At 50.2% G+C, this 24727-nt stretch carries 25 protein-coding genes and 1 tRNA gene; 6 read left to right on the top strand and 20 right to left on the bottom strand.

Features of this window, described 5'->3' with window-relative positions:
• Window positions 1–149 precede the first annotated feature (149 nt).
• From C2M34_RS13270 to C2M34_RS13300, 7 genes are all read right to left on the bottom strand, one after another.
• Window positions 150–569 (bottom strand): hypothetical protein, encoded by a 420-nt coding sequence (locus C2M34_RS13270; protein ID WP_105259046.1) that lies wholly within the window; start codon window positions 567–569, stop codon window positions 150–152.
• A gap of 65 nt (window positions 570–634) precedes the next feature.
• Window positions 635–1171 carry a helix-turn-helix domain-containing protein gene (locus C2M34_RS13275; protein ID WP_234398819.1) on the bottom strand — a complete coding sequence of 179 codons (537 nt, stop codon included), beginning with the start codon at window positions 1169–1171 and terminating at the stop codon, window positions 635–637.
• 242 nt (window positions 1172–1413) lie between these two features.
• The gene (locus tag C2M34_RS13280) at window positions 1414–2442 is read right to left on the bottom strand and encodes a CNNM domain-containing protein (RefSeq protein WP_105259047.1); all 1029 of its coding nucleotides are present in this window, start codon (window positions 2440–2442) and stop codon (window positions 1414–1416) included.
• A gap of 85 nt (window positions 2443–2527) precedes the next feature.
• Window positions 2528–3412: a LysR family transcriptional regulator gene (locus C2M34_RS13285; RefSeq protein WP_158681452.1), complete on the bottom strand. Its 885-nt coding sequence runs from the start codon at window positions 3410–3412 to the stop codon at window positions 2528–2530.
• Between the two features lie 14 nt (window positions 3413–3426).
• A complete protein-coding gene (locus C2M34_RS13290; protein WP_105259049.1) occupies window positions 3427–3933 on the bottom strand; it encodes a DUF6841 family protein in 507 nt (168 codons plus the stop codon).
• Window positions 3934–4193: 260 nt separating this feature from the next.
• A tRNA-Pro gene (locus tag C2M34_RS13295) sits at window positions 4194–4270 on the bottom strand.
• 135 nt (window positions 4271–4405) lie between these two features.
• Complete coding sequence (locus C2M34_RS13300; RefSeq protein WP_105259050.1) at window positions 4406–5056, bottom strand: arylesterase; 651 nt, start codon at window positions 5054–5056, stop codon at window positions 4406–4408.
• Between C2M34_RS13300 and C2M34_RS13305 the strand changes: the two genes are divergently transcribed.
• Window positions 5057–5773, top strand: a complete 717-nt coding sequence (locus C2M34_RS13305) for an ABC transporter ATP-binding protein (RefSeq protein ID WP_105212921.1) — start codon at window positions 5057–5059, stop codon at window positions 5771–5773.
• Window positions 5763–8264, top strand: coding sequence for an ABC transporter permease (locus C2M34_RS13310; RefSeq protein WP_105259051.1), 2502 nt, complete (start codon window positions 5763–5765; stop codon window positions 8262–8264). The genes C2M34_RS13305 and C2M34_RS13310 overlap by 11 nt, the downstream gene beginning before the upstream one ends.
• A 23-nt stretch (window positions 8265–8287) precedes the next feature.
• On the opposite strand, the gene C2M34_RS13315 is transcribed toward C2M34_RS13310, so the two are convergent.
• Window positions 8288–9178: a TIGR01777 family oxidoreductase gene (locus C2M34_RS13315; protein ID WP_105259052.1), complete on the bottom strand. Its 891-nt coding sequence runs from the start codon at window positions 9176–9178 to the stop codon at window positions 8288–8290.
• A gap of 263 nt (window positions 9179–9441) precedes the next feature.
• On the opposite strand from C2M34_RS13315, the gene C2M34_RS13320 reads away from it, so the two are divergent.
• On the top strand, window positions 9442–10458 hold the full coding sequence (locus C2M34_RS13320; RefSeq protein WP_442792495.1) for an AI-2E family transporter: 1017 nt from the start codon (window positions 9442–9444) through the stop codon (window positions 10456–10458).
• Between the two features lie 244 nt (window positions 10459–10702).
• Here C2M34_RS13320 and C2M34_RS13325 read toward each other — a convergent pair whose 3' ends face one another.
• From C2M34_RS13325 to C2M34_RS13340, 4 genes are all read right to left on the bottom strand, one after another.
• The gene (locus tag C2M34_RS13325) at window positions 10703–12040 is read right to left on the bottom strand and encodes an ATP-binding protein (protein WP_105199193.1); all 1338 of its coding nucleotides are present in this window, start codon (window positions 12038–12040) and stop codon (window positions 10703–10705) included.
• Complete coding sequence (locus tag C2M34_RS13330; RefSeq protein ID WP_105199194.1) at window positions 12034–12708, bottom strand: response regulator transcription factor; 675 nt, start codon at window positions 12706–12708, stop codon at window positions 12034–12036. The genes C2M34_RS13325 and C2M34_RS13330 overlap by 7 nt, the downstream gene beginning before the upstream one ends.
• Entirely contained in the window at window positions 12708–12959 is a 252-nt protein-coding gene (locus C2M34_RS13335; protein WP_105199195.1) for a PepSY domain-containing protein, read from the bottom strand. Before C2M34_RS13335 ends, C2M34_RS13330 begins: the two co-directional genes overlap by 1 nt.
• Before the next feature lie 164 nt (window positions 12960–13123).
• Window positions 13124–13426, bottom strand: a complete 303-nt coding sequence (locus C2M34_RS13340) for a YciI family protein (protein WP_105199251.1) — start codon at window positions 13424–13426, stop codon at window positions 13124–13126.
• A gap of 244 nt (window positions 13427–13670) precedes the next feature.
• On the opposite strand from C2M34_RS13340, the gene C2M34_RS13345 reads away from it, so the two are divergent.
• Window positions 13671–15095 carry a sodium-dependent transporter gene (locus tag C2M34_RS13345; protein ID WP_105212918.1) on the top strand — a complete coding sequence of 475 codons (1425 nt, stop codon included), beginning with the start codon at window positions 13671–13673 and terminating at the stop codon, window positions 15093–15095.
• 15 nt (window positions 15096–15110) lie between these two features.
• Here the strand turns inward: C2M34_RS13345 and C2M34_RS13350 are convergent, their stop codons facing one another.
• Both C2M34_RS13350 and C2M34_RS13355 read right to left on the bottom strand, forming a co-directional pair.
• A complete protein-coding gene (locus C2M34_RS13350; protein WP_105199197.1) occupies window positions 15111–15749 on the bottom strand; it encodes a CPBP family intramembrane glutamic endopeptidase in 639 nt (212 codons plus the stop codon).
• 58 nt (window positions 15750–15807) lie between these two features.
• Entirely contained in the window at window positions 15808–16416 is a 609-nt protein-coding gene (locus C2M34_RS13355) for an inner membrane-spanning protein YciB (protein ID WP_105199252.1), read from the bottom strand.
• A gap of 134 nt (window positions 16417–16550) precedes the next feature.
• Between C2M34_RS13355 and C2M34_RS13360 the strand changes: the two genes are divergently transcribed.
• Complete coding sequence (locus C2M34_RS13360) at window positions 16551–16826, top strand: HU family DNA-binding protein (RefSeq protein WP_105259053.1); 276 nt, start codon at window positions 16551–16553, stop codon at window positions 16824–16826.
• Here the strand turns inward: C2M34_RS13360 and trpA are convergent.
• From trpA to C2M34_RS13390, 6 genes are read right to left on the bottom strand one after another with little or no spacing between them, the layout of a single operon-like run.
• Complete coding sequence (trpA, locus tag C2M34_RS13365) at window positions 16823–17626, bottom strand: tryptophan synthase subunit alpha (RefSeq protein ID WP_105199199.1); 804 nt, start codon at window positions 17624–17626, stop codon at window positions 16823–16825. The two genes, C2M34_RS13360 and trpA, sit on opposite strands and share 4 nt — an antisense overlap.
• Window positions 17626–18810, bottom strand: coding sequence for a tryptophan synthase subunit beta (trpB, locus tag C2M34_RS13370; RefSeq protein ID WP_105259054.1), 1185 nt, complete (start codon window positions 18808–18810; stop codon window positions 17626–17628). Before trpB ends, trpA begins: the two co-directional genes overlap by 1 nt.
• Before the next feature lie 7 nt (window positions 18811–18817).
• Window positions 18818–20182: a bifunctional indole-3-glycerol-phosphate synthase TrpC/phosphoribosylanthranilate isomerase TrpF gene (trpCF, locus tag C2M34_RS13375; RefSeq protein ID WP_105259055.1), complete on the bottom strand. Its 1365-nt coding sequence runs from the start codon at window positions 20180–20182 to the stop codon at window positions 18818–18820.
• Window positions 20175–21179: an anthranilate phosphoribosyltransferase gene (gene trpD / locus C2M34_RS13380; protein ID WP_105199202.1), complete on the bottom strand. Its 1005-nt coding sequence runs from the start codon at window positions 21177–21179 to the stop codon at window positions 20175–20177. The genes trpCF and trpD overlap by 8 nt, the downstream gene beginning before the upstream one ends.
• A gap of 3 nt (window positions 21180–21182) precedes the next feature.
• Window positions 21183–21773: an aminodeoxychorismate/anthranilate synthase component II gene (locus C2M34_RS13385; RefSeq protein WP_105259056.1), complete on the bottom strand. Its 591-nt coding sequence runs from the start codon at window positions 21771–21773 to the stop codon at window positions 21183–21185.
• Window positions 21770–23365, bottom strand: a complete 1596-nt coding sequence (locus C2M34_RS13390; protein WP_105259057.1) for an anthranilate synthase component 1 — start codon at window positions 23363–23365, stop codon at window positions 21770–21772. Before C2M34_RS13390 ends, C2M34_RS13385 begins: the two co-directional genes overlap by 4 nt.
• A gap of 520 nt (window positions 23366–23885) precedes the next feature.
• On the opposite strand from C2M34_RS13390, the gene rnm reads away from it, so the two are divergent.
• Window positions 23886–24725 carry an RNase RNM gene (rnm, locus tag C2M34_RS13395; RefSeq protein WP_105199205.1) on the top strand — a complete coding sequence of 280 codons (840 nt, stop codon included), beginning with the start codon at window positions 23886–23888 and terminating at the stop codon, window positions 24723–24725.
• The last annotated feature ends 2 nt before the right edge of the window (window positions 24726–24727 follow it).

Consider the following 24727-nt stretch of genomic DNA (forward strand, 5'->3'; position numbering starts at 1 on the left):
TTGCGCCTTTTTACCTTATTTCACTATTAAAATTAACCAATTGGCGGTGAATGAACGAGAATTACAGTTTAACGTCGGTGCTGGGTATGCGAGCGGGGCGACACATGGCTATGCCATCTTGTGTCGCCACCTAGTTGGGTCACTTAGAATTATGCGGTTTTGAGGGAGCATTTACGCATGTTGCAAAGCAGCATGGCCGTGAGCAGGGTAATAGGCAATGGTGCCAGCACCTTTATAAATTGCGCCCAAAGAGCATGTTGCGGGTGCAAATACACTCCTAAGATTCCGTAAAGGGTGAGGAAGATGCCACACACCAGGGTATTTTTATATCCCAGCTCCTTACCAAAACGCACACTCATCGCAGCAACAAGCAGACAACCAATAAGGCCTGCAAGCATGCTCTGAATTTGCAAGCCTAAGTCCTGCTCGGCCATTATCATGGCTTGCTCTTGTGCGATGCCATCGGGGAGCCATAACTGTACCAATACTATGCCTGCAACAAGCACGTATATGAAAAAGACTGCTAGGGTTACGCTGATAAGTTTTATTTCTAATTTATTGTTAAACATGGGTTTTCTCCTTTGGTTAAAGTGGAGTTAGCAAGGAGAACGCCGATGCTTTTGTTAAGCGACTATTACTTAAAGATACCTTCTTTGTAGCCCTTGTAGGCCAGCAGGCCCACCGAAAAGAGCAGCGCCAGCGACACCAGGTTTTTTAGTAAACGCATGGTATCCTGATCGATGCGCCCGGCATTGTAGGCATCAAAAATGCCCCAAAAACCGAAGGCATTGGCGGCAATGACCAATAGCATACTCCACAGATAGGTGTGCTTGTTGGTTTTCGGCTTAGCGGCAGTCGGGTCTTGTGAAGCCTGCACAGCGACAGGTTCTGAGCCAGTCTCTGTGGAAGAGGGTTGAGTGTGCTCAGGCGCACCGGCAGCACATGCGCTGTCTTGCATATGGACACTGTGATCCAAAGCCAATAATTGCTGGCAATCGATATCCAGCGCCGCGGCCATGCTTTTTATCGACTCCAATGAGGCAACGCCCTTCGCCTCGATTCGTTGTACCGTGCGTAAACTCAATCCTGCCATCTCCGCCAGCTGCTCTTGCGAGTAACAGCGGCTATCACGCAGGGTTTTTATGACCTGAACATTTACTTTCATTTTCATCTTGTGGGTCTCCTTGCTAACTGGACTTCAAATTAGCAAGAGACCCCCTCCAGCAATACGTTAGGGTTGCGACATGCACCCGAAATCATTACGTAACGAATACGACACTATAGGTGATGAATGTTGTTTTAAAAAGATTTTTTAAATTTTACGCACAATAAATCAGCGCCCCAAAAAGCCATGTTTAAACGCTTTAGTTATCGACAACTTATCCTAATTGGCGAGATGACCTGCCTTAAACATTATTCCTGTGATTTCTTTTGTGCTTTTTTCTGCTTCTGCCAGCGTCGTCGGGCATAGCGACGCATGTTGGCAATTTGATCCGTTTCATCGACAATTGAGCGGCCTATAATGGTCTCAATAATATCTTCCATGGTTATTAATCCTTGCCACGAGCCGTACTCGTCATACACCAAACACATATGATGCTGATCTTCTAGGAGCTGGGTAAGCAATTGCTCCAAGCTGGTGTTGTCAGAGACGACCTTAGCTGGTCGAGCAAACTCTATCGCGAATTTTTTGTCGCCCACCATAATCAGATCCGACTTAAAAAGCATGCCGTGGGGAGACTCGTCTTCATCCAGGATGGGAAAGCGGGTGAACTGGCTTTTGAGCACCTTGTCGCGAATGTCATCAAGGGGCAAGTCAGGTTTGAGCGTTTCACAGACGATGCGAGGCGTCATAACCTCGCGCACCTTGATGGTATGTAAATCGAGAATGTTGCTTATCGCTCTGTGCTCGGTCTCATCGACACTACCAAGCTCGGTGCCAAGAGAGGACAGAGCTTTAATTTCTGAGCGCAGATCTTCTTCACTGGCACTGCCACCGAGTAAACGCGTTATTTTGTCCGAAATCCAAATAAAGGGTTTGAGTGTCCAGATTAAGAAGGCGAGGATTGGCGGCAATACCACGGCTAGCTGGCGCCAGAACAGGGCGCCTATGGTTTTTGGGATAATTTCTGATAGCACGAGAATAAGAATTGTCATGACCGCTGAGGCGATACCCAAATAACCATTACCGAAGACGACCGTGACCTGGGCGCCAACCCCGGCAGCGCCGACCGTATGCGCCACCGTATTGAGGGTGAGAATTGCCGCCAGCGGTTGATCAATCCTTTCTTTGAGATTTTTCAGTGCCTGATAGCGAACCGGGTTCTCTAATTTTTGTTTAGCAATATAGCTAGGTGTAATGGAGAGCAATGCCGCTTCTAAAATAGAGCACATAAACGACACGGCGATAGAGAGTACGGCGAAAGCAATGAGCAATAGCATAGTAGGTTGTATAGGCCTGTTAGCAAAGTGACTTATTGGTAGTTTAGTTAACGATCTTTGGGTTAAAACCCATAAATAAAGGGTCCTAAGAGATAAACTTTGCGGCGCGCCCCATTAATCGATGCTGTCTTTGCTTAAGTAAAGTGTAGAGTTCGCCCATTAGCAATTTGATTCTGGGAACATCAACAAGCGATGGATGTGTTAAAACCCACATTTGGGCAAATTCATGGGGCTCAGAATCTCCAACTACCGTAAGTTGTTCCATGGTATCGGCGATATAACAGGCTCCGCGTATAAGCCCAAGCCCTTTGCTGGCGGCATCATGGCGCACTATTAAATCATCGATCACTAAGCTCACCGGTGCGTGTGGAAATGGACTGTTCTTAATCCAATCTGTTTGAGCACCATCGGCTGTGCCAACCAGCCATGCGTACCCGTCACTGGTTTTGTTAAGGAGGTAATCCCGTTGGGCGTAGTAATTTAAATACACGGCGCCGGCGCGATGGCCAACCAGGTGCTCACATGGTTCATTGGCGACGCGAATGACAATATCCGCCTCGCAGTTATCAATATCAACAAGGTGATAATTGCATTGCATCACCAGGCGAATCTGTGGGTAGCGTTTAGCAAAGGTTCCCAAATCTTCAAGAAGCAGGTACTGTGCAATGGCAGGGGGAAGAGACAGGGTAATTTGACCGCTGTGTTCTAGGTGATTTGCGCGTTGTGCATGCCTATCTGCGAGTACCAGTGCCTCAACTTGCTGCGCGGTTTGCAATAAGGCATGCCCTGCCAGAGTGAGTGCGTACCCAGAGGGGGCAGACTCCACCAGGGTATAGCCATGGCTGTGATTGAGTTGTGCTAATCGTCTTGCCACCGTGGTGTGATTCACCGCCAGTATTTTTGCCGCATTGCGTAGCGTCTTGCCCCGGTGAATTGCCAGTATCAGGCGATATGCATCCCAATCTTCCATAACCATGTATCACATCAAAGAGTTTGCACTCCAGTATGCTCATGTACCGCAAAACTAGCAATACGCCAATTTTCATCTGTTTTATACAAGAAGTAGGTTGCTCCGACTTTATTGAACACCTCGCCATTATCGCGATAGCGAACAGCCACATTGGTGGCTATGGCAATGTTTTTATCGATCAGGCGCACATTAACCTGTTGCCAGTTGACCGAGGCCACCCCCTTGGACTTTAAACCATCGAGAAAGACCACCACCTGTTTGCCAAACTCGTCGGCACTCATGGCCACCGGTGGGTTGGCACTGGACATCAGCATGACCCGGGGCATATATAACTGCTCCACAAGTTCCAGCGACTTTCCTTGTATATAACCGTTGTACTTATTCATATAGCTGGAGAAGAGGGCCTTAATAGCGGCCTCGTCCTCTGCTTGCTGCGCCGAGCCAGTGGCCAAAGCCTGCGAGCAAAACAGCGGCGCTAAAAATAGCGTTAAGAGTAGAAACAGTAAGTTAGGTAAACGCATCGTGATCCCCTTGGAGCAAAATTGACCGCTTAAGCGTATCAACTTAATCACGTAAGGGCGTGGATTTTTTTGTCGTTACCCTGGTGCGGATTTGCAACACACGGGCATAACGTCGGAATAAGGCTAAACGCAAACAAAGACAAGGACGTAAGGTTTTCGCTAAGAAAAAATTTTTTTAAGGGGGGGAAAAGTTTGTTTAGGAAATAAAGCGCACCTTGAGTGCGAGAACGAATTAAGATTTGACTGGGGAGAGAAAAGAATGGTCGGCATAGCAGGATTTGAACCTGCGACCCCTGACACCCCATGACAGTGCGCTACCAAGCTGCGCTATATGCCGACTAGGACTGCAATAGTACGGATAATTTTTGCAATTGCAAGTGGGTGTTGAATCGTTTGCCTATAAATTATTCATATCGATAAGGTTTTTTATCCACTATTGAAAAAGCGCTGTTATCACAGCGCTTTTTGCGCCTTATTTAGCCGCATTAGTTGCACTTAATTGCGGGGCGGCTAACCAGGCCTCGATATGCTCGGCCATAATATCGCGCAGCAGCGGCTGGGCCTGGGCATTGGGGTGAATATTGTCGTTTTGCATCAAGGAGCCATCGGTAGCGACTTGCTCGACAAAAAATGGCAGCAGATGAGCGCCCTGTTGTTCGGCCACTGTGGCAAAGCTGGCCTCAAACATTTGTGTGTAGCGGGGACCATAATTGGGCGGGATGCGAATGGCCATCACCGCCACTTCGGCACCGGCGGCCTGGCTTTGTTTGATCAGGGCCGTGAGATTTTGCTGCATCTTGGGAATAGGAAAACCTCGCAGGCCGTCGTTGCCGCCCAGTTCAATCAATACATGGCTGGGCTGGTGGCTGGCTAAAATGCCCTCTAGGCGCCTTAGTGCGCCACCGGTAGTTTCGCCGCTGATACTGGCATTGATTAATTTAATGGGCTTTTTTTGCTCTTCATACGTATCTTGTAACAATTGCACCCAACCTTGGTGTTGTTTTAGACCATAGGCAGCGCTTAAGCTGTCTCCTAGGATCAGGATTTGGTTGTCAGCCCAAGCCATAAATGGTTTAGTGACAACTAATAGGACGAGCAAAATACGTAGGGTTAAAGCATTCATATGTCAGCGTTATCTCAATTAAACATTATTCAAGTCAAAGAATTAACCAAGTCCGTTAATACGCTTGACGGCGATTTAACGATCCTCAGCGACATCAGCTTTAATGTCAAGCCGGGCGAGTCGGTGGCCATAGTAGGCGCCTCGGGCTCGGGTAAATCAACCTTGCTAAGCCTGTTGGCGGGGCTGGATAGAGCCACATCCGGAAGCATTATTGTTGATGGCGACGCCCTTGAGAGTCTTGATGAAGAAGGCCGTGCAGCCTTGCGGGCGCAAAAGGTCGGTTTTGTGTTTCAGTCTTTTATGCTGGTACAAAGCCTAAGTGCCCTTGAGAACGTGATGTTGCCAGCTGAGCTTGCCAATCAAAAAGACGCCAAAGAGCAGGCCTTGGCACTGCTTGAAAAAGTGGGCTTGAGTCATCGTATTGAACATTACCCATCGCAACTCAGCGGTGGTGAGCAGCAAAGAGTGGCTATTGCCCGCGCCTTTGTCGGCACTCCCAAAATTCTCTTTGCCGATGAGCCCTCGGCCAACCTCGACAGCAAAAACGGCAAGCTGATTGAAGAATTACTATTTGAGCTTAATCAGCAGCAGGGCACCACCTTAGTGCTGGTAACCCATGATGAAGCTCTGGCACATCGCTGTGAGCGCATCTTGCATATTGAGGGCGGTGAGCTAACCCAACTACGTGAGCCTCAGGAGCGCGCGCATGTGGGCTAAGTTAGCGATACGATTATTTTTTAGAGAGTTGCGCCGTGGCGAGCTGACTGTGATCTGTGCCGCCATTGCTCTGGCGGTGATGACTGTATTAACCCTGTCGTCGGTGACCGACCGTATCGGCCAGGCTATTTTGCAAAAGTCTAACGCCTTTATCGCCGCCGACCGTGCCTTAGCCAGTAATCATGCCTTGCCTGAGAATTATCAAGAGCAGGCGCAAAATATGGGGTTGCAAACCGCCCGGCTGACCTTCTTCGATACCATGCTGTTTGCCAATGAGCGCATGCAATTGGCGGCCATCAAGGCGGCTTCACAAGCGTATCCTCTTAAGGGGGAGTTGCTGATAAAAGGGGATTTCGATGCCCCAGAGCAGGTTGCCAAGGGCGGTCCAGAGCCAGGCACGGTTTGGCTCAATGAGTCGGTGATGTATTCACTGGATTTAGCGGTGGGCGATAGCCTAGAGCTTGGCGCCGCGACCTTTAAGGTCAGTGCCATCTTAAGTGAAGAGCCGGACGCGCCCTTTAATATTTTCTCCGGCAGTCGTCGTGTGCTGCTCAATGAAGCGGACATTGACAAAACCAAGGTCATCCAGCCCGGAAGTCGGGTGTTTTATCGCCAGTTGTATGCCGGCGATAGCGACAAGATTGAGGCCTTTTATCAGTGGTTAAAACCCCAACTGGCCGAGAATCAACGCTGGTATGGGGTTAAAGACAGACAGTCACCCATTTCCAACTCACTTGAACGCTCGGAGCGGTTTTTACTCTTGGCGGGTTTGCTTGGCATTATTCTCGCAGCCGTGGCCATTGCGGTGTCGGCAAAGCGTTATTGTGAGCGCCAGTACGACCCGGTGGCCATGATGAAAACCTTAGGCGGAGCGCGCTCGCAAATTCGCAATATCTATCTGCTGCACCTGGCCTTGGTGTGTGGCTTTTCGCTGCTGCTTGGCTTAGCGGCAGGGTATGGCCTGCAGTACGCGGCGGGCAATTACATGGCCGCCAATATGGATGTGCAGTTGCCCCCGGCGTCAATACGCCCTTGGTTAAGTGCGGTGTTTATCGGTGTGGTGTGCGCTGTAATGTTCTCCATTAAACCACTGCTGGATCTTTTTGATATTCCCCCCCTAAGGGTCTTGCGTCGCAACCTGGGTGACCGTTTATTGGTGAGTAAGATTCACCTTGCTCTGTCTGCCTTTACCGTCTTTGCTTTAATGTGGCTGTTCAGCGGTAAGATTATGATTACTATCATTTTATTCTTATCCTCGGCGGCGGTGGTTTTGGTGCTCTTTATCCTTTCCAAGCTGATTTTTGGCGGTGGCCGTAAGCTCGGCTTAAGCCCGGGAAACAGTTGGTCTTTGGCCATTGCCTCGATTCAAAAGCGGGCCAACGCCAATGCGGTGCAACTGATCAGTTTTGCACTGGCCATTAAGTTGCTGCTGTTTTTAATCGTACTGAAAAACGACATGATCAATGACTGGCAATCTCAGCTGCCAGCGGATGCGCCGAACGCCTTTTTAGTGAACATCACCGAGGAAGAAAAGCAGCCGGTCGGTGATTACCTCGCGGCCCAGAATATAGAAGTGTCACGTTTTTACCCCACTATTCGCGGTCGTGTTAATGCCATCAATGGCGAGCCCGTGGCCCGAGAGGTGTCGTTAGAGGACAACGAGAAAAAAGACGAGGAAGCGCGCTCGGGAGTGGGCCGCGAGCTCAACCTTACCTGGGTGAGTGAGATGCCAAGTCATAATACCTTAAGTGGCGGGCAATGGTTTGACGAGCAAAGCCGTCGCGAGGTGTCGGTGGAGCAGTCCATGGCCGAACGTTTGGATATAAAGCTTGGCGACTCAGTGAGTTTTTTAATTGGCGCACAAAGCTTTGAGGCCAAGGTCACCAGCTTCCGCGAGGTGAACTGGTCCACCTTAAAGCCGAACTTCTTTATGATTTTAAGCCCGGATGTACTGGCGGATTTCCCCGCAACCTATATAGCCGCGGCGCGCATCGATGAGGGGCAAAGCAAGGCCTTTACCCAGTTGCTGCGTCAGTATCCGACCATCACAGCCATAGATGTCGATAACTTTGTCGATCAAATTCGCTCAACCATAGAGCAGGTCTCTTTGGCGATTGGTTTTGTGCTTGCCATAGTTGTGGTTTGCGGCGCCTTGGTGCTTATTTCTCAGGTACAGGCGAGTCTGGGTGAGCGCATGCAGGAGGTGGTGATACTTCGTACCCTGGGGGCTCGCGGACAACTTATTCGTCATGCAACCCTGTATGAGTTTCTCTTGCTCGGTTTGGTGGCTGGTGTGGTTGCAGCGCTAAGTAGTGATATTGCCTTGTTTATCGTACAGCGCACCTTGTTTGAACTGCCGGGCAAGTTGCATCCGGATATCTGGTTGATTGGTCCCTTGTCCGGTGCCTTATTTGTGGCTGTGCTGGGCTACACCATGATCGCCCGCACACTGAATAAAAACACCAGTGGTTTGCTGCGTAAAATCATGTAGTGGGGTTGTTTTGGCCTAGGCCGCTAATGGCGGCTGAGGATTTGGGCAAGAGCCGGTCTTAGTTCGGGATGGCGAAAGCGAAAGCCTTCTTTGAGCATGCGTTTGGGCTGCACATTTTGTCCGTACAGCATAAGATCGGCCATTTCTCCCATTAACAGTCGCAGCACTGCTTTGGGCATGCGCAAAAAGGCGGGACGACGCAGTATTTGTGCCAGGGTTTTGCTGAATTCTTCATTACTCACCGGGTGTGGGGCTGTGGCATTGATGGGGCCGCTGATATGGTCGTATTTGATTAAATACATGATCACCTGCACCATATCATCAAGGTGGATCCAGGACATATACTGGTGACCATCGCCCAAAGGCCCACCGAGACCACAGCGAAATGCCGGCAACATTTTTGTCAGCGCACCGCCACGGGCGGAAAGCACAATGCCGGTACGCAGCAAACAGACTCGGGTTTGTGCCTTTTGTGCCGCTTGCTCCCAGTCTTTGCACAGCTGGTGGCTGAACTCGTCATAACAATGTTCATAATCTTCGCCAATCACCTGTTCGCCCTGGCGGCCGTAATAGCCTATGGCACTGCCGGAGATCAGGGTTTTTGGCTTTTTCTCGGCCTGGTTTATACGCTCGGCAATTTCCTCTGTGAGGGTAATACGAGAGTCATAGACCCGCTGTTTTTGCTCTGGCGTCCAACGTTTGTTAACTATGGGCTCACCGGCTAGGTTGATCACCACATCGGTATCATTGAAATCAACCTTGTCCAGGCTGCGTACCGCTTCGATGCGGTGCCCAAGTTTCAAATAGGCATTAGCGGGCGTGCGCGTAAGCACCGTCACGCTGTGATGGTTTAACAGATGTTTATAAAGCTCGGAGCCAATTAGTCCGGTGGCCCCGGTAATAAGAATGTTCATGTCGCTATAACGCCAAGCCGCTCTATACAAGTGTAGGACATTTCTGGCTCTGTGCCGATTACGTCTATTTTTTGTCCCATATCAAGAGTTTATTTTCATTAGTAAGTCGCCTAAACTAGGCGTTAATAAGAAAGATGTATACGGGCCTAGGTCGCTTCGCGATCAGGTTTGTTTCGATTTAGCGCTCAAAAACCGCAAATTAACCCCAGAAAAACAAAAAGGAATTAACTGTGCCTAGCTTTATTGGAGCAAGTAAAAGTTTAATGGTGTTGGCGTCCCTGGTGATCGTCTTGGCCGGGATTAAAATTGCCAGCCCCTTGGTGGTGCCCTTTATTCTCTCGGTATTTATTGCGGTGATCTGCAGCCCCCTGATCAATGCCTTGGGGCGTTATCGTATTCCTAAAGGGCTTGCCATTGTTCTGGTGATCATGTTGGTTTTTGGCTTGATTCTGAGCCTGGCAGGCTTGGTAGGGCAGTCGGTTAATGACTTTTCGGCGCAATTACCTCAATACAAAGAGCAGTTAAAAAACGAGTTTGAATGGCTGGTCAATACCCTGGCGCAATACAATATTTTTCTTGATAAGGCGCAAATTATGGCCATGTTCGACCCGGCCAAAATGATAGATGTAGCCACCAATATGCTCACCGGCTTCGGTGGCGTGATGGCGAACCTGTTTTTAATCATAGTCACCGTGGTGTTTATGCTGTTTGAGGGGCCAAGTATAGGCAATAAAATCCACCTGGCGATGGATGATCCGGACATGAAAATGGCGCAAATAGACCGCTTTCTTGCCTCTATCAATTCCTATTTGGCGATTAAAACCCTGGTGAGTCTGGCCACTGGTATCTTAGTTACCTTTATGCTGTGGCTACTTGATATCGACTACTTCCTGCTTTGGGGTGTGGTTGCCTTTATGTTCAACTATATTCCCAATATAGGTTCTATTATTGCCGCCGTACCCGCGGTGTTGCTGGCGCTTATTACCCAAAGTCCGCTGACCGCAGCCATAGTGGGTGGTGGTTATATCCTTATCAATACTGTGATGGGTAACATGATAGAGCCGCGTTTTATGGGGCGAGGCCTGGGCTTGTCGGCCTTGGTGGTGTTTTTATCGTTAATTTTCTGGGGTTGGCTGCTTGGCAGTGTCGGCATGCTGTTGTCGGTGCCGCTGACCATGGTGGTGAAGATCGCCCTTGAAGAGAGTGAAGAAGGGCGCTGGATAGCTACCTTGTTAGGCAGCGATGCACAAGTTGCCAATAATACCAATTCACTTAAATAGCTAATCATTCTAGCGGGCTAAATATCATGCTAACTGCGTTGGAATTTTTCTATGGAGAATAACTACATAAGAAAAATTCCAACGCAGTTAGCATATCATTTATCCAACGCTATCTCTGATCACATACTTAACAGAACTGGTATAAGTCGAGCTAGATAGCATCGACTTATTGGCCTAGTACGCTTATTCCAGTTTGTGGCTGGCCAGGAAACTACAAAGCGCTGTGTATAGGGTGTCACCGCGCTTAACTGGTTTCCTGATAATCAAACTCTAGTTCGAACAGGGCGCCGCCAAGAGGGCTGTCGCCTATGGTTAAGTGACCATGGTAACCATTGACCAAATCGGCAACTATGGCCATACCGACACCGTGCCCGCTTTCATAGCTATCCAGGCGGGTACCGCGCTGCAATAACAATTCACGCTTATTCTCTGGAACGCCGGGACCATCGTCTTCAATAATCAGGCGCAGGCGCTTTTTCTTCTGCACTACCTTAAGGCTCACCTTTGAGTCGCAGGCCTTACAGGCGTTATCCACCAGGTTGCCAAGCAGTTCCATTAAATCTGTTTTATCGCCAAGGAAGAAGTGGTTATTGTTAACCTCGACGCTAAATTGGATATTTTTATCGCGATATACCTTGCTCATGGCGTTAAAGATGGAGTCAGCAACCGGTTTGATCAGGGTTTGTTTTTTCCAGGTATCGGAGGCGCCGGTGGCGGCCCGCTTTAATTGGTGTTCGATCATCACATTAATGCGGTCGAGTTGCTCCTGGGCATCACTGTCTTGTGCCAGCGGGCTGGACTTTAATACCGCCAATGGGGTTTTCAGAGCATGGGCGAGGTCGCTTAAGGAAGCGCGATAACGTTCTTTTTGTCGCAGCTGTGATTCCAGTAGCAGATTCAGATCCGCCTTAATGGTTTGCAGCTCCACTGGATAATGGCCCTTAATGCTCATGCTGTCGCCGCTTTCTATGGCCTTAATTTCTTTATCCAGACGTTGCAGGGGACGAGAGCTCCAGATAAAGCCGATAATCATCAATACAGTGATCACCACACCCATGATCAGCATCCAGTTAATGGAAGTTTGTTTAAAGCCTTCCATCAGGCGCAAAATGGCATCATTGCTTTTTACCAGGATAAAGCGCGCTTCTATATCCTGGTCGAGATTGCCAAGAATGCCGGTAAGCGATAACTGCCAATATTTTTTACCCTTGTGGGTGACCAGGCGAAAATCGGACTTGCCGGTTTCTGTGATAAAGAGATCCGGTTTAAAGTCGGTATTGAGCGCCGATTCACTTTGCCAGAGCTGTTGCTCACCGGCGTAGATCATCGCATAGGTGTCTGAAGTAACGCGGTTGAGCTCTGGGGCAAGAATACTGCGTGGCATTTCCACCCCTTGCTCCGAGTATTCGACTTCGGAAATTAAGGAGTAGAGGTGTGCTTCGAGGGTTTTTTCGGTGGCCTCAATCAAGGAGGCGCGATAGGCATTGCCGATGGAGACAAAGAGAATTGGCATTGCCACGATCAACAAAAAGACAAGGATAAATCCTTGTCTTATTTTCAGTGAAACTTGATTGACTACCACTGGGAGCGCAACCTGTATCCTCGACCACGGAGGGTCTCAACAGGGTTTAGCGTGCCTTCAGGGTCAAGCTTTTTACGTAACCTCAGTACGAATACCTCGATAACGTTGGAGTCCAGGTCAAAGTCCTGATCGTAAATGTGCTCGGTCAATTCCGATTTTGAAATTACCTTTTGCGGATTAACCATAAGGTATTCCAACACCTTGTATTCGTAAGCGGTTAAATTAAGCTCACGGTCGTCAACCCAGACCTGCTGCGAGCGGGTATGAATACGGATAGGACCATTTTTAATTTCCGGGTTGGCCTGTCCGGCGCTGCGGCGAATTAAGGCATTACAACGGGCGATCAACTCTTCAACATGGAAAGGCTTGGTCAGGTAATCGTCGGCACCGGCATCCAGGCCTTCGACCTTGTCCTGCCAGCGGTCGCGAGCGGTCAAAATTAGAATAGGAATATCAACGCCGTTTTTACGGGCTTGTTTAATTACTTCGATACCATCAATTTTTGGCAGACCCAGGTCGACCACCGCCATATCTAGCGGATATTCGCAAATGTGGAATAAACCGGCTTCGCCGTCATTACATAAATCCACGCTATAACGCTCTTTTTCTAAAGCGCTACGTAAGTTATCTGCTAAATGCAAATCGTCTTCGATGACTAAAATACGCATTAATTATTTTCCTTCTCAACTTGTCCCGTGCGTTTAGAGACAATAATGTCGATAACTCGGCCTTTGGGGTTTAAGATTCGAACAACGAATTTATCCTTTTGTTCCGAAATCTTTAAAACTTTACCGTTTTCGGCTTCTTTCGCAATCGCCACTGCCTGCTTCTTATCGACCACCTTAGCGGGCGAACCAGCATGGGCCGCAGAGAGAGACAGTGTAAATGTGATAAAGATGGCTGCGATTAGTCTTAACATGATTCAAAGAGCTCCCGGTGAATCTTCGGTAACCTAATATGGGTTAACCTGTGGTTTATCCTTTGGATTAGTCCGAGGATAATCCCAAAGGCTAAGCCGTAGGCATAGCTACAGGCGGTGGCATATTGGTTAGCATACGAAACACCAATTAACCTTTACTGAACTTATGCGCCGAGTACTTTTTTAAATGGTTTAACCACAGAATTGTCGTAAACGCCTGCGGCGATATACGGGTCTTCGGCGGCCCATTCCCGTGCCTGTTGCAGCGAGTCGAACTCGGCAATAACCAGTGAGCCGGTAAAGCCGGCGTCACCTGGGTCGTTACTGTCAACAGCAGGCAGCGGACCGGCTACATACAAGCGACCCTGGCTATCAAGCTCCTGTAAACGGGCTAAATGAGCAGGGCGAGCAGCAAGGCGTTTTTCCAGCGAATTTTCAACATCGGTTGAGTAAATCATGTACAACATAAATAAAACCAAGTAGTTGGTATGAATTACTTTTATGATAGCCAGCATTGAGGGCGCTTGTAAATTTTTATCGTGCAATGACATAGTCGCTTGACGAATAAAAGGGCATGTATTAACACGAATGCACGTAATTTACGCTGTAAACAAATGCACACCGATTTACTCGGGCAAATACGTCTATAAAGCTTGAAAAGGCCGGTTTAACACTGCTAGAGTCGGGTTAAAACAATAACAAGGTTTTTCTATGAGCGAAAAACGTGAACACTTTAGCTCGCGACTGGGCTTTATTCTCGCAGCCGCCGGTTCGGCGGTTGGTATCGGTAACCTGGTTGGTTTCCCTGTATCGGCCACCAAAAATGGTGGTGGTGCCTTCTTAATCGTCTATGCCCTGTTTGTGGCCTTTATTTGTCTTCCTGTGATGATGGCGGAAATGGCCATGGGTCGTAAGGCGCAAAAAGACCCTTACGGTGCTTATCGCCAGCTATCGGGAAATTCACCCCGTTGGCGTGGTGCCGGCATTTTAGCTGTATTGACTCCCTTTATGATTGCCGTTTTCTATATGGTTATCACCGTATGGATCTTCGGCTATCTGGCACAAACTGCCTTCGGTAACCTTGAAGCCCTGGCCGATCCGGGTAACTTTGGGCGCTTTATTAATGAATACAGCGTTTTTGCCTATATGCTGGTGGTGGCCGTGGTGGTCAACCTTATCCTAGTCGGTGGCGTAAAAGACGGCATCGAAAAGGCGGCAAAGTTTTTAATGCCCGCGCTGTTTGTTTTATTGATTGCCCTGGTGGCCTATGTACTGACCTTGGACAACGCCATGGCCGGGGTGCGTTACTATGTGGTACCTGATTTTTCTAAAATGAATGCCAGTGTGTTAAACGGCGCGTTATCTCAGGCGTTTTTCTCACTGTCGCTGGGCATGGGTATCCTGATGACCTACGCCTCTTATATCTCGAAAAAAGATGATATCGTCAGTGGCGCGAAAATGGTGGCGATCACCGATTCCTTGGTGGCCTTTACCGCAGGTCTTATGGTGCTTCCGGCTATCTTCAGCTTTAATCCGAACACGGATCCAAGCGAGTTATCCGACTCTTCTGTATCCATGATTTTCGTTTACCTGCCGAAAATTCTGCTGGCACTGCAAACCGATATAGGTTACGTGGGTGCATCCATCGTCGCCTTTGTATTCTTCTTATTGGTGTTCTTCGCCGCTATCACTTCTTTGGTGTCGATCGTTGAAGTACCTACCGCGACCTTGATTGAAGAAAAGGGCTACAGCCGTAAAAAAGCGCTTGTGGTGTTAGCCGGCGCCATAGGTATTCTGACCGTGGGCTGCACCCTGTCCTTTGGCATGGTTGATTGGCTGACACAATTGACCAATTATGGCGGCAGCGACAAGAGCATGTTCGATGTGGTATATGATGTTTTTTATGACACCATATTGCCGCTCAACGGTCTGATGGTCTGTATTTTCGTTATGTATCGCTGGAAGAAGGCCAAGCTAAGCGAAGAGCTTTCACAAGGCTCTGACGGCTATGCCGGCAGCTTTATGGAAAAGTACGTGAACTTTTCACTGTCGACCTTTATCCCAGTGATCTTATTGCTGATCTTTATTAATACCGTGGCAACCAAGTTCTTCGCCGTAAGTATCTTTGGTTTCTAAATCAAGCGCGGGTGCCTATATGGCGCCCGCATCCAAATAACTGCCCGCCCCAATCGTAAACATCCACAAGCCCCATAAACTATGTTCAAGCACGCAGGCGATAGTCGAGCGCGAATGCGCATAGGTGTAAGAAAACAATAAGCCGCCAAAAAACGCCAACAGCACAGCCACCAGATTGCCATAGACCACATGGGCCAGGGCAAATACGGCGGCGCTTAGCCACACCCGCTTGGTCTTATTGGGAATAATAGGTTTATAGCGATGAAAGAAATAGGTGCGAAAAATCAACTCCTGCGGCAAGACTGAGAGCAAGGGGTAGAGGATGAGCAGCATCAACCAGCTCATGGGCGATTGCAGTGGGTAACTAAACCAGTTTTCCTGATTGATAATGCCGTACAAGACCCCGGAGAGCAGGGCGCCGGTCAGAAAAAACGTGGCCATGCGCTTTTTCACTACCGGAAACTGGCCCATGGAGGTAATGCGAAAGCGTTTAAAATGAGGGTCGGTCAGTAGAATAAAACAACACACAGCGGTGAGAATGATCAGCGCCGGGATTAGCCAGTTTTGTAAATGTTCACGCAAGCCAAGGCCCACCAGGGGCAATATGATAAAAACGCAGAAAAGCTCAAGCCAGCGATACTGGGTATTAGTCAAGGAAACGCTCCATTGCTACAGCGCGATGCATTAAGTGTAGCAATGGATTGAGGCAGGGTTATGACTGTTCGTCAGGAAAATAGGGGTAGACGCGCACTATGGTAAAGATGATGGCAACAAAGGTGATCCCCATCAGCCCAAAGACCTTAAAATTCACCCAAAAATCAAGGGAGAAGTTATAGGCCACATAGATATTGAGGGCGGCAATGGCACTAAACAACACCACCCAAAAAATATTCAATTGCTCCCACACTTTTTGCGGTACCAAGATGTTGTTGGCATCACTGCTGCCGGCGTTACTGTCGGCACTGCTGTCACTTTGCTTTTCGGCCACGGAATTTAAGAGCCCAACCAAGGCTTTTTGTACTAGGTTCTTTTTGAAAAAACAGCGCGAAATAACAAGCGTCAGTGCCAAGATGGCGTAGATGAAGGTCGCCTTCCACTGAATAAAGTGCTCGTCGCGAAACAAGATGGTCATGGTGCCAAGCACCAAGGCGATGGCGAAAAACACCCAGTGGCGGGTGCCGATTTTTCCTTCCTTAAAATAGGCGTAGGCCATTTGTATGGCGCTGGCAGCGACCAAGACCCCAGTGGCCCAATAGATATCGACCATTTTATAAACGGCAAAAAATAAAATTAGCGGGATATATTCGATTAGTGTGCTCATAGCCACATCCATTACTTCTGGTAGCAGGTGTTTTACCAGCATCGGCCCCTAAGCTCAAGGACAAAGGCTGGGTTTGACATTTAAGGGCTGCGCTTTTAGGCTGCGCGCCTTTAAAGTTTTTAGTAGGGATTCAAGTGAACAAAAAACAGCTTATTGATGCCATGGGGCAACACAGCGGTTTAACGAAAAAGCAATGCGGTGCGGCACTTACGGCCATGCTCGATGCCATTAGTCGTTCATTACACGAAGGTGATGCGGTATTTATTCCCAAATTTGGCAACTTCTCCTTAAGCTATCATCCGACCAAGATGGGCCGCAATCCGCAAACCGGCGAACAAATTGAAATTGCCGGGCAAAACAAGGTGGCCTTTAAGTGCGCCAAGGCACTTAAAGACCGATTACAAGCTTAGCGGGTCGCCGCCTTCATCTCGGCGCAAAATTCGCGCAGTGCCTGGCACATGGCCGCTTCATCATCTAGATGCTGGGCAATGATTTTAACCACGGCCGAGCCACTGATGGCACCGCTTGCACCGCTTTGCAGTGCTTGCCTTACATCCTCCGGGGTGCTGATCCCAAAGCCCAGCAAGGCTGGAGCGGCGTGATACTCACTCAACTTAGTGACTAACTCCTGGGGCGGCATCTGCGCTTTGGTTTCTGTGCCTGTGACCCCGGCGCGAGAGAGCAAATAGGTGTAGCCGCGGCCATAGGAGGCACATTGGCGCAAGGTGTCATCATCGGCATTGGGCGTGGCGATAAAAATAGGCGCTATGCCCTGGCTCATGGCCGCACGGCGAAAGACCTTGGATTCATGCAAAGGCACATCCGCAACCAAAATGGAGTCCACACCCGCTTCTTTGGCCAACCGATAAAAATTATCTATGCCCTTGGCAAACACCAGATTTGAATACAGCAGCAGGCCGATGGGAATATCGGCGTTATACTCGCGCACCTGCTTGATGATATCGAAGCAGGTATCGGTATCGATATTTGCCGCCAAGGCGCGAATATTGGCCTGTTGTATCACCGGGCCGTCGGCAATGGGATCGGAGAAGGGAATGCCCAGCTCCAGGGCATCGGCGCCGCCATCGATAAGGCTTTTAATAATCGCCAGGCTTTGCTCCTTGTTGGGATCGCCTATGGTGACAAAGGGCACAAAGGCACCTTCGTTGTTGGCGCTTAGGTTGGCGAAGGTGGTGCTATAGCGGTTCATTACTGCTCTCCTTTTGCTTCTAACACAGTGTGGACATGGGCCAGATCCTTATCCCCTCGGCCACTGAGGTTAACCACTAAAATGGTGTCCTGTTCTTGCTGCTCGGCATACTTTAAGGCGTAGGCCAGGGCATGGCTGGACTCAAGCGCCGGAATGATCCCTTCATTGCGAGCCAATGCCTTAAAAGCATCCAGGGCTTCATCATCGGTAATGCCCACATACTGGGCGCGCCCGGTTTCATGTAAATAGGCGTGCTGCGGTCCCACCGCAGGGTAATCCAGGCCTGCGGATACCGAGTAGGACTCTTCAATTTGCCCCTGCTCGGTTTGCATAATATAGGTGTAGGCACCGTGCAGCACACCCTTGGTGCCCTTGCACAAGGTGGCGCCGTGCTCGCCACTGTCCAGACCCTTACCCGCAGGCTCAACGCCGATTAGTTTGACGCCAGGCTCGTCGATAAAGTCGTTAAACATGCCGATGGCATTTGAGCCGCCGCCAACACAGGCGATCACCGCATCCGGCAAACGGCCTTCCGCCGCCAATACCTGTTGCTTGGCTTCCTCACCGATCATTTTTTGGAACTCACGAACTAGGGTCGGGAAGGGGTGCGGCCCCGCCGCTGTGCCCAATAAATAGTGCGCGGTTTTATAGTTGGCAGACCAGTCGCGCAGCGCCTCGTTGACCGCATCCTTCAAGGTGCCAGAGCCGGCGGTGACCGGGATCACTTCGGCGCCCATTAAACGCATGCGAAAGACATTGGGTTGCTGGCGCTCGACGTCCTTGGCACCCATATAAATGCGGCATTTAAGGCCCAGTAAGGCGCAGGCCAGGGCCGTGGCCACACCGTGCTGTCCGGCACCGGTTTCCGCTATCACCTCATTTTTGCCCATACGCTTGGTAAGTAGGGCCTGGCCAAGCACCTGGTTGGTTTTATGGGCGCCGCCATGGAGCAGATCTTCTCGCTTAAGGTAGAGCTTTACCTTAGGGTTTTTGACCAGATTGCGGGTCAATGTCAGGGGTGTTGGCCTGCCGGCATATTCGTTTAGCAATGAGTGGAACTCTTTCTGGAAGCTGGCATCCAGTTGCGCCTTGTTAAATTCATCTTCTAGCTGCTTAAGCGCCGGGACCAAAAGTTGCGGCACATACATGCCGCCGAAGTCGCCAAAATAGGCTGAATTTTTCATAACTACCTCAGTAATTCCTAATTGCCGCAAAGGCAGCGTTAATCTTATTAATACATTTTTTCCCGGGTGTGGACTCCACCCCGGAATTTAAATCTAAGCCCAAAGCTTGGGTTTGCTGGGCACTGCCGATATTGTCTGCTTGAATGCCGCCGGCGAGCATGTAGGGCGCAGTGGCGCCACCGAGTAAATTCCAGTCGAACTGCACGCCTGTACCCCCCTTGGCCGTTTTGCTATAGGTGTCGTACAGCACTCTGTCTACCCCAGCAATACCCACGGGGAGGGTGTCGGCCACCGCCTGGGCCTTCCAGATCTGGCAGGTCAGGGGCAGGGTGTTACGGAGGGTGCGAATATAAGCCTCATCTTCATGACCATGTAACTGCACCGCAGCTAATTTAAGGCGATTGGCGTACTCGCTGACCTGCGCAATATCGGCATCGACAAACACGCCAACATAGCGCAGCGGTGCGCTGTCGACTATGGCAGAGGCGCAGTCGATATCCACATATCGGGGCGAGCCCGGGTAGAAAATAAGGCCACCATAATAGGCACCGGCCTGGTACACGGCCTGGGCATCCTGAATGCGAGTCAGGCCACAGACCTTATTCTCGCCAAGGATCAGGCTGCGACAGGCGCCTTCTAAATCTGCCTGGGCCATCAGTGAGCTGCCTACCAGGAAGCCATCCACCAAGGGACTTAGGCGCTTAACATCCTGATGGCTGTAGATACCGGACTCGGAGATCACCAATTTATCTTCAGGAATAAGTGAGCGCAGGCGCTCCGTGGTGGCCAAGTCCGTGCTTAAGTCCCTAAGATCACGGTTATTGATGCCGATAATCTTGGCATCTAGGGCCAGAGCACGAGTGACTTCTTCTTCGTTACTGACCTCGGTCAGCACCGCCATATTTAAGGAGTGCGCCAGCGCAGCCAACTCCAGATAGGTGTCATCATCGAGCACCGAAAGCATGAGTAAAATGGCATCGCCGCCGTGCAGGCGCGCCAGATAAACCTGGTAGGGGTCGATAAAGAAGTCTTTACAGATCAGCGGTTGGTCCACAAGGGTACGTACCTTGGTCAGATAATCATAGCTGCCTTGAAAATACTTTTCATCGGTCAGCACACTGATGCAGCTGGCATAGTGCTTGTACACTGAGGTGATGGCATCAAGGTCAAACACCTCGCGGATCAAGCCCTTTGAGGGCGAGGCCTTTTTACATTCGAGAATAAAACTCGTTGGCGCCGCACTCAAGGCGGCATAAAAATCGCGCTGACTTGGCACGATTTGCGCGCTAAAGCTTGCCAGTGGGTGTGCCTGTTTACGCGCTTCCACTTCGATGCGCTTGTCGGCGACGATTTTTTCTAAAACATTAGCCATGGCTCACCTCGATAATGGCATTAAGTGTGTGTTGTGCTTGGCCGCTGGCCAAAACCTGGCGCACCTGCTCGGCGGCCTCCTTAAAGCTGCTCGCCTTATTATTGATAACCAACAGGGCGGCGACATTGGCAATAATGGCTCCGTTATGCGCGTCGCTCCCTTGGCCGGCTAAAATCGCGCGCGTGGCCTTGGCATTATATTCTGGGCCCTGGCCGCTGAGTTCGTCCAGGCTAAAGTGTGCCAAGCCAAAGTCGCTGGGGCTTAAGGTATATTCGCGCAACTGGCCATCATTTAGCTCTACGACTTTAGTGTCGCCGTGCAGGGCAATTTCATCGGTCCCACTGCCGTGCACTACCATGGCGCGTTGGCAACCCAGTTGCTTTAGGGTTTTTGCCATCGGCAGGCATAAGGCCGGGTCGTACACGCCAAGCAGTTGCGCCTGAGGTTTGGCCGGGTTTGCCAAGGGACCAAGCAGGTTGAACAGGGTGCGGGTTTTTAAGGTGGTGCGCACCGCCATGGCGTGTTTTACACCGCTGTGGTACAGGGGCGCAAACAAAAATGTAAAACCGGTTTGCTCAAGCAAATTAGCCGCCTGCTCTGGGGTCATATTAATATTGACGCCCAGGCTTGCAAGCAAGTCGGAAGAGCCGCTGTTGCTGGAGACGCTGCGATTACCGTGTTTGACCACATTAAGGCCACAGGCTGCGGCTACTAAAGAGGCGGTGGTGCTGATATTTATGGTATTGGCGCCATCGCCGCCGGTACCGCAGCTGTCGATTAAGTCCTTGGCCTGGGTGTGAAAGGGCACCGCATTGGCGCGCATGGCCGAGGCCGCACCGGCGATTTCGTCACTGCATTCGCCCTTGATTTTGAGTGCCGTGAGGATGGCCGCCAGGGTAATATCGTCCACACGTCCTTGCATAATGTCGTTAAACAGCGCTTCTGCCTGGGCAAAGCTCAGGTCCTGCTGTTGGTATAGTTGTGCTAACAGGTCCATGGCTTACTCCTTAGCGGTCAAATAGTCTAGACTTTGGCGCAGTAATTGGGCGCCATTGGGCGTGAGGATCGACTCCGGGTGGAATTGATACCCGAGCACCTTATCCTGCGCCTGGCAAATGGCCATGGTCATGCCGTCGTACTCGGCGATCACTTCAAGCTGGGTCGGTACGCTGGTTGCCACCAAGGAGTGATAACGGGCCACCACCAGGGTATCGCCAAAGCCGCTAAACGCCGGATGTGGAGCCAAGGAAATAGCCGATGACTTACCGTGCACCGTTTCCTTGGCGTGACCGACAGTGCCGCCATAAGCCTGAGTCAATGCCTGCTGGCCAAGGCAAATGCCAAGTATGGGAAATTGACCACGGCACAGCTCAATTAAGGCCATCATGCAACCGGCATCGCTTGGCGCACCAGGGCCGGGAGAGAGCACCAGCACCACGGGCTGGGTTTCGGCGCACATGCGCTGATAAATGCTCTGGGCATCGACGGTATTGCGATACACCACCAGGTCTTGTCCTAGCTGGGCAAACTCATCTACCAGGTTATAACTGAATGAGTCGATATTATCTAAGAAGTAAATCTTATATTTCATGCCCTTGTCTCCTTTTCGCGAGCAGATTGACTAGCCGCAATAGCGCTTAGCACGGCACTGGCCTTGGCACGGGTTTCATCCGCTTCGCTTTGTGGGTCTGAGTCAAACACCACGCCGGCACCAGCTTGGACATGGGCATAGCCGTCTTTTACAAAGGCACTGCGAATAACGATACAGGAATCCATGGAGCCATCGCCGGTAAGATAACCCACGGCACCGCCATAACTGCCACGGCGTTTTTGCTCTACCTCACGAATAAGACGGGCGGCGCTGACTTTGGGGGCGCCGACCAGGGTGCCCATATTCATGCAGGCCTGATAGGCATGCAGGGCATCTAAATCATCCTTTAATTGACCGACAACGCGCGATACCAGGTGCATCACATGAGAATAGCGGTCGACCTTAAGCAGCTCCTTAACATAACGGGTGCCGGCCTCGCTGATGCGGGCGACATCGTTACGAGCCAAATCAACCAGCATAATATGCTCGGCGCGCTCCTTGGCATCATCACGAAGATCCAGCTCGATACGCGAGTCGAGGTCGAGATTGATACTGCCGTCGGCGTTTTTACCACGTGGTCGGGTACCGGCAATAGGGTAGACCTCAACCTGGTTGCTGCTGGCGCAATATTTCAGCGCCGACTCAGGCGAAGCGCCAAACAGGCTGAAATCCTGATCGCGCAGGTAAAACATATAAGGGCTGGGGTTTTGCTGCTTCAATCTGGCGTAGGCGGCCAGCGGCTCAGTGCAGGGCAGGGTAAAGGTGCGCGAAGGCACGACCTGGAAAATATCGCCATCGATAATATGCTGCTGCAATTGGCTAACCTGGGCCATAAAAAGGGCGTCGTCAATATCGACCTGAGCCTGGCTTGGCGATAAGGGATTTGTTGTACTCGCTAGCGTGAATTCGTTCAGGTCGTCACAGAGCGCATTAAGGCGCTCAACCTGTTGCCCAACCTCAAAACAATTGGCATGAACCTCGGGGCCATTAAAAACATTGCCGATAATTTCTGTGCTTTGTTGTTGATGGTCAATCACCACCAGGGTTTCTGCCAGATAAAAAACATAGTCGGGACAGGTGTTTTCCTTGGTGGGCACGCTGGGTAAAGCCTCCGCATTGGCGACCATGTCATAACTCATTACGCCACCGAGAAACACCGAGAAGGGGTTGTCACCGTTGCTGTCGATACGCTCAATACATTGTCTTAGGGTATCAAAAGCGTTAGCGGCCTTGAGCTTGGCATGCTCATCAAGGTTTTGGTTAACACTTGGATAGCAAATATTCAGGGTGTCATTTTGCAACTCGGTGCTGGCATCGCTTAGGTGTTGCTGCAAATAAGGCAGTAGCTGGGCACCATTATTGGACAAGGCCTGAACCTGTACCTGGTTGCCATTGCACTCGATGCGCAGCGCCGCATCGACCAGCACCAGGCTTTTTAAATTGGCTTTGGAGTCGATTTCCGCCGATTCCAGCAATAAGGCATTGCTCTTATCCAGCTTGGCAAACAGGCTTAGCGCGGACGGAATATAATCCCGTCGCAAACTAATGCTGGTCACTTGCCCGGCGGTCGTCGAGATGTGACTAAATATCATAAAAAAGGTCCTCATTCCCTTTTGTTTTAACCGATTTTTTCGGTTTTAAACGCTACATAATAAAAAACCCGCTGACTTAATGATAAGCAGCGGGTTTGAAAATTGCTCAGCCATGATCAGGCCCACCCGCTAGTTCGAGTGCCACCACCAAATCATCATGTGTTTAGACTGAGTAAAAATCATTGTTAGTTACCAAATTTAGTTACAAAAAAACCCGCGACATGAGCGGGTTTGTTATCAGTTCTGTGCTGGCTACAGCCACGACTAATCCCACCCGCTAGTTCGAGTGCCACCACCAAGTGATATGAATTAGTTTTGCTGAGCGCATATTTATTTCTTTTTGAACCGAAAAATTATGCCAGTTAGTAAAACTTACCTCGGCATCAGAGTCAACCCCAAGGGGCATAAAAGTGCAAAGAAAACTTTGCTGGCCTTGGCAATGACATAAGTTGCCCCTAGGCGCCGGATAAAATGGTACACTGGCAGGGATTTAACAAAAGACCACAATGGGATAACCGCGTTGAAGTATGATCTCCACAGCCACAGTCAATTTTCCGATGGCAAGTTAAGCGTTGCTGAGCTTGTGCAGCGCGCCGCAGATAAGGGCGTGGATGTGTTGGCCCTGACCGATCATGACACTTTGGCGGGCATTGCACCGGCGCAGGCCGCCATCAGCGAGTTGAACCTGCCGCTGACCTTAGTGCCTGGGGTTGAAATATCCACCCGCTGGCATAGTTTTGAAATTCATATTGTTGGTCTGCAGGTCGATACTGAAAACGAAGAGCTTAACGAATTGCTAGGTCAACAGCAGCAAAAACGCAGAGAACGTGCGCTTAAAATTGGTGAACGTCTGGATAAAGCTGGTTTTGAAAACACCCATGAGCAGGCCTTGGCGCTCGCTGAAAAAGCCCAGGTAACCCGCGCCCATTTTGCCCGTGTGCTGGTGGCCCAGGGCGCCGCAAAAACCATGCAAGGCGTGTTTAAAAAGTACCTCAGCCGAGGTAACACCGGCTATGTGCCAAGTACCTGGTGTGATATGGGCACGGCTATCGACGCCATTCACAGCGCCGGTGGTCAGGCGGTGTTGGCGCACCCCGGGCGTTACAAGATGTCGAATAAATGGCTGCGTAAGCTCATTGGCGAGTTTAGTGGCCTAGGCGGCGATGCCATGGAAGTGGCACAAACCCAGCAGGCTCCGTGTGAGCGGCAGTTTTTAGGCCAGCTGGCGCGTGAAAATGGACTGCTAGGTTCACAGGGTTCTGATTTCCATTTCCCTTTACCTTACATAGAATTAGGAAAGAACCTATACTTACCAAAAGACTGTGATGGCGTCTGGCAACGCTGGCAGTCACAGTCATAAAA

Source organism: Pseudoalteromonas sp. T1lg88, assembly GCF_002964765.1.
Taxonomy (GTDB): domain Bacteria; phylum Pseudomonadota; class Gammaproteobacteria; order Enterobacterales; family Alteromonadaceae; genus Pseudoalteromonas.

Bases quoted from the DNA above. Each gene is read 5' to 3' on its own strand.
- C2M34_RS13270 (WP_105259046.1), bottom strand. From the start codon at position 569: ATGTTTAACAATAAATTAGAAATAAAACTTATCAGCGTAACCCTAGCA.
- C2M34_RS13275 (WP_234398819.1), bottom strand. From the start codon at position 1,171: ATGAAAATGAAAGTAAATGTTCAGGTCATAAAAACCCTGCGTGATAGC.
- C2M34_RS13280 (WP_105259047.1), bottom strand. From the start codon at position 2,442: ATGCTATTGCTCATTGCTTTCGCCGTACTCTCTATCGCCGTGTCGTTT.
- C2M34_RS13285 (WP_158681452.1), bottom strand. From the start codon at position 3,412: ATGGAAGATTGGGATGCATATCGCCTGATACTGGCAATTCACCGGGGC.
- C2M34_RS13290 (WP_105259049.1), bottom strand. From the start codon at position 3,933: ATGCGTTTACCTAACTTACTGTTTCTACTCTTAACGCTATTTTTAGCG.
- C2M34_RS13300 (WP_105259050.1), bottom strand. From the start codon at position 5,056: ATGAATGCTTTAACCCTACGTATTTTGCTCGTCCTATTAGTTGTCACT.
- C2M34_RS13305 (WP_105212921.1), top strand. From the start codon at position 5,057: ATGTCAGCGTTATCTCAATTAAACATTATTCAAGTCAAAGAATTAACC.
- C2M34_RS13310 (WP_105259051.1), top strand. From the start codon at position 5,763: ATGTGGGCTAAGTTAGCGATACGATTATTTTTTAGAGAGTTGCGCCGT.
- C2M34_RS13315 (WP_105259052.1), bottom strand. From the start codon at position 9,178: ATGAACATTCTTATTACCGGGGCCACCGGACTAATTGGCTCCGAGCTT.
- C2M34_RS13320 (WP_442792495.1), top strand. From the start codon at position 9,442: ATGGTGTTGGCGTCCCTGGTGATCGTCTTGGCCGGGATTAAAATTGCC.
- C2M34_RS13330 (WP_105199194.1), bottom strand. From the start codon at position 12,708: ATGCGTATTTTAGTCATCGAAGACGATTTGCATTTAGCAGATAACTTA.
- C2M34_RS13335 (WP_105199195.1), bottom strand. From the start codon at position 12,959: ATGTTAAGACTAATCGCAGCCATCTTTATCACATTTACACTGTCTCTC.
- C2M34_RS13340 (WP_105199251.1), bottom strand. From the start codon at position 13,426: ATGTTGTACATGATTTACTCAACCGATGTTGAAAATTCGCTGGAAAAA.
- C2M34_RS13345 (WP_105212918.1), top strand. From the start codon at position 13,671: ATGAGCGAAAAACGTGAACACTTTAGCTCGCGACTGGGCTTTATTCTC.
- C2M34_RS13355 (WP_105199252.1), bottom strand. From the start codon at position 16,416: ATGAGCACACTAATCGAATATATCCCGCTAATTTTATTTTTTGCCGTT.
- trpA (WP_105199199.1), bottom strand. From the start codon at position 17,626: ATGAACCGCTATAGCACCACCTTCGCCAACCTAAGCGCCAACAACGAA.
- trpB (WP_105259054.1), bottom strand. From the start codon at position 18,810: ATGAAAAATTCAGCCTATTTTGGCGACTTCGGCGGCATGTATGTGCCG.
- trpCF (WP_105259055.1), bottom strand. From the start codon at position 20,182: ATGGCTAATGTTTTAGAAAAAATCGTCGCCGACAAGCGCATCGAAGTG.
- trpD (WP_105199202.1), bottom strand. From the start codon at position 21,179: ATGGACCTGTTAGCACAACTATACCAACAGCAGGACCTGAGCTTTGCC.
- C2M34_RS13385 (WP_105259056.1), bottom strand. From the start codon at position 21,773: ATGAAATATAAGATTTACTTCTTAGATAATATCGACTCATTCAGTTAT.
- C2M34_RS13390 (WP_105259057.1), bottom strand. From the start codon at position 23,365: ATGATATTTAGTCACATCTCGACGACCGCCGGGCAAGTGACCAGCATT.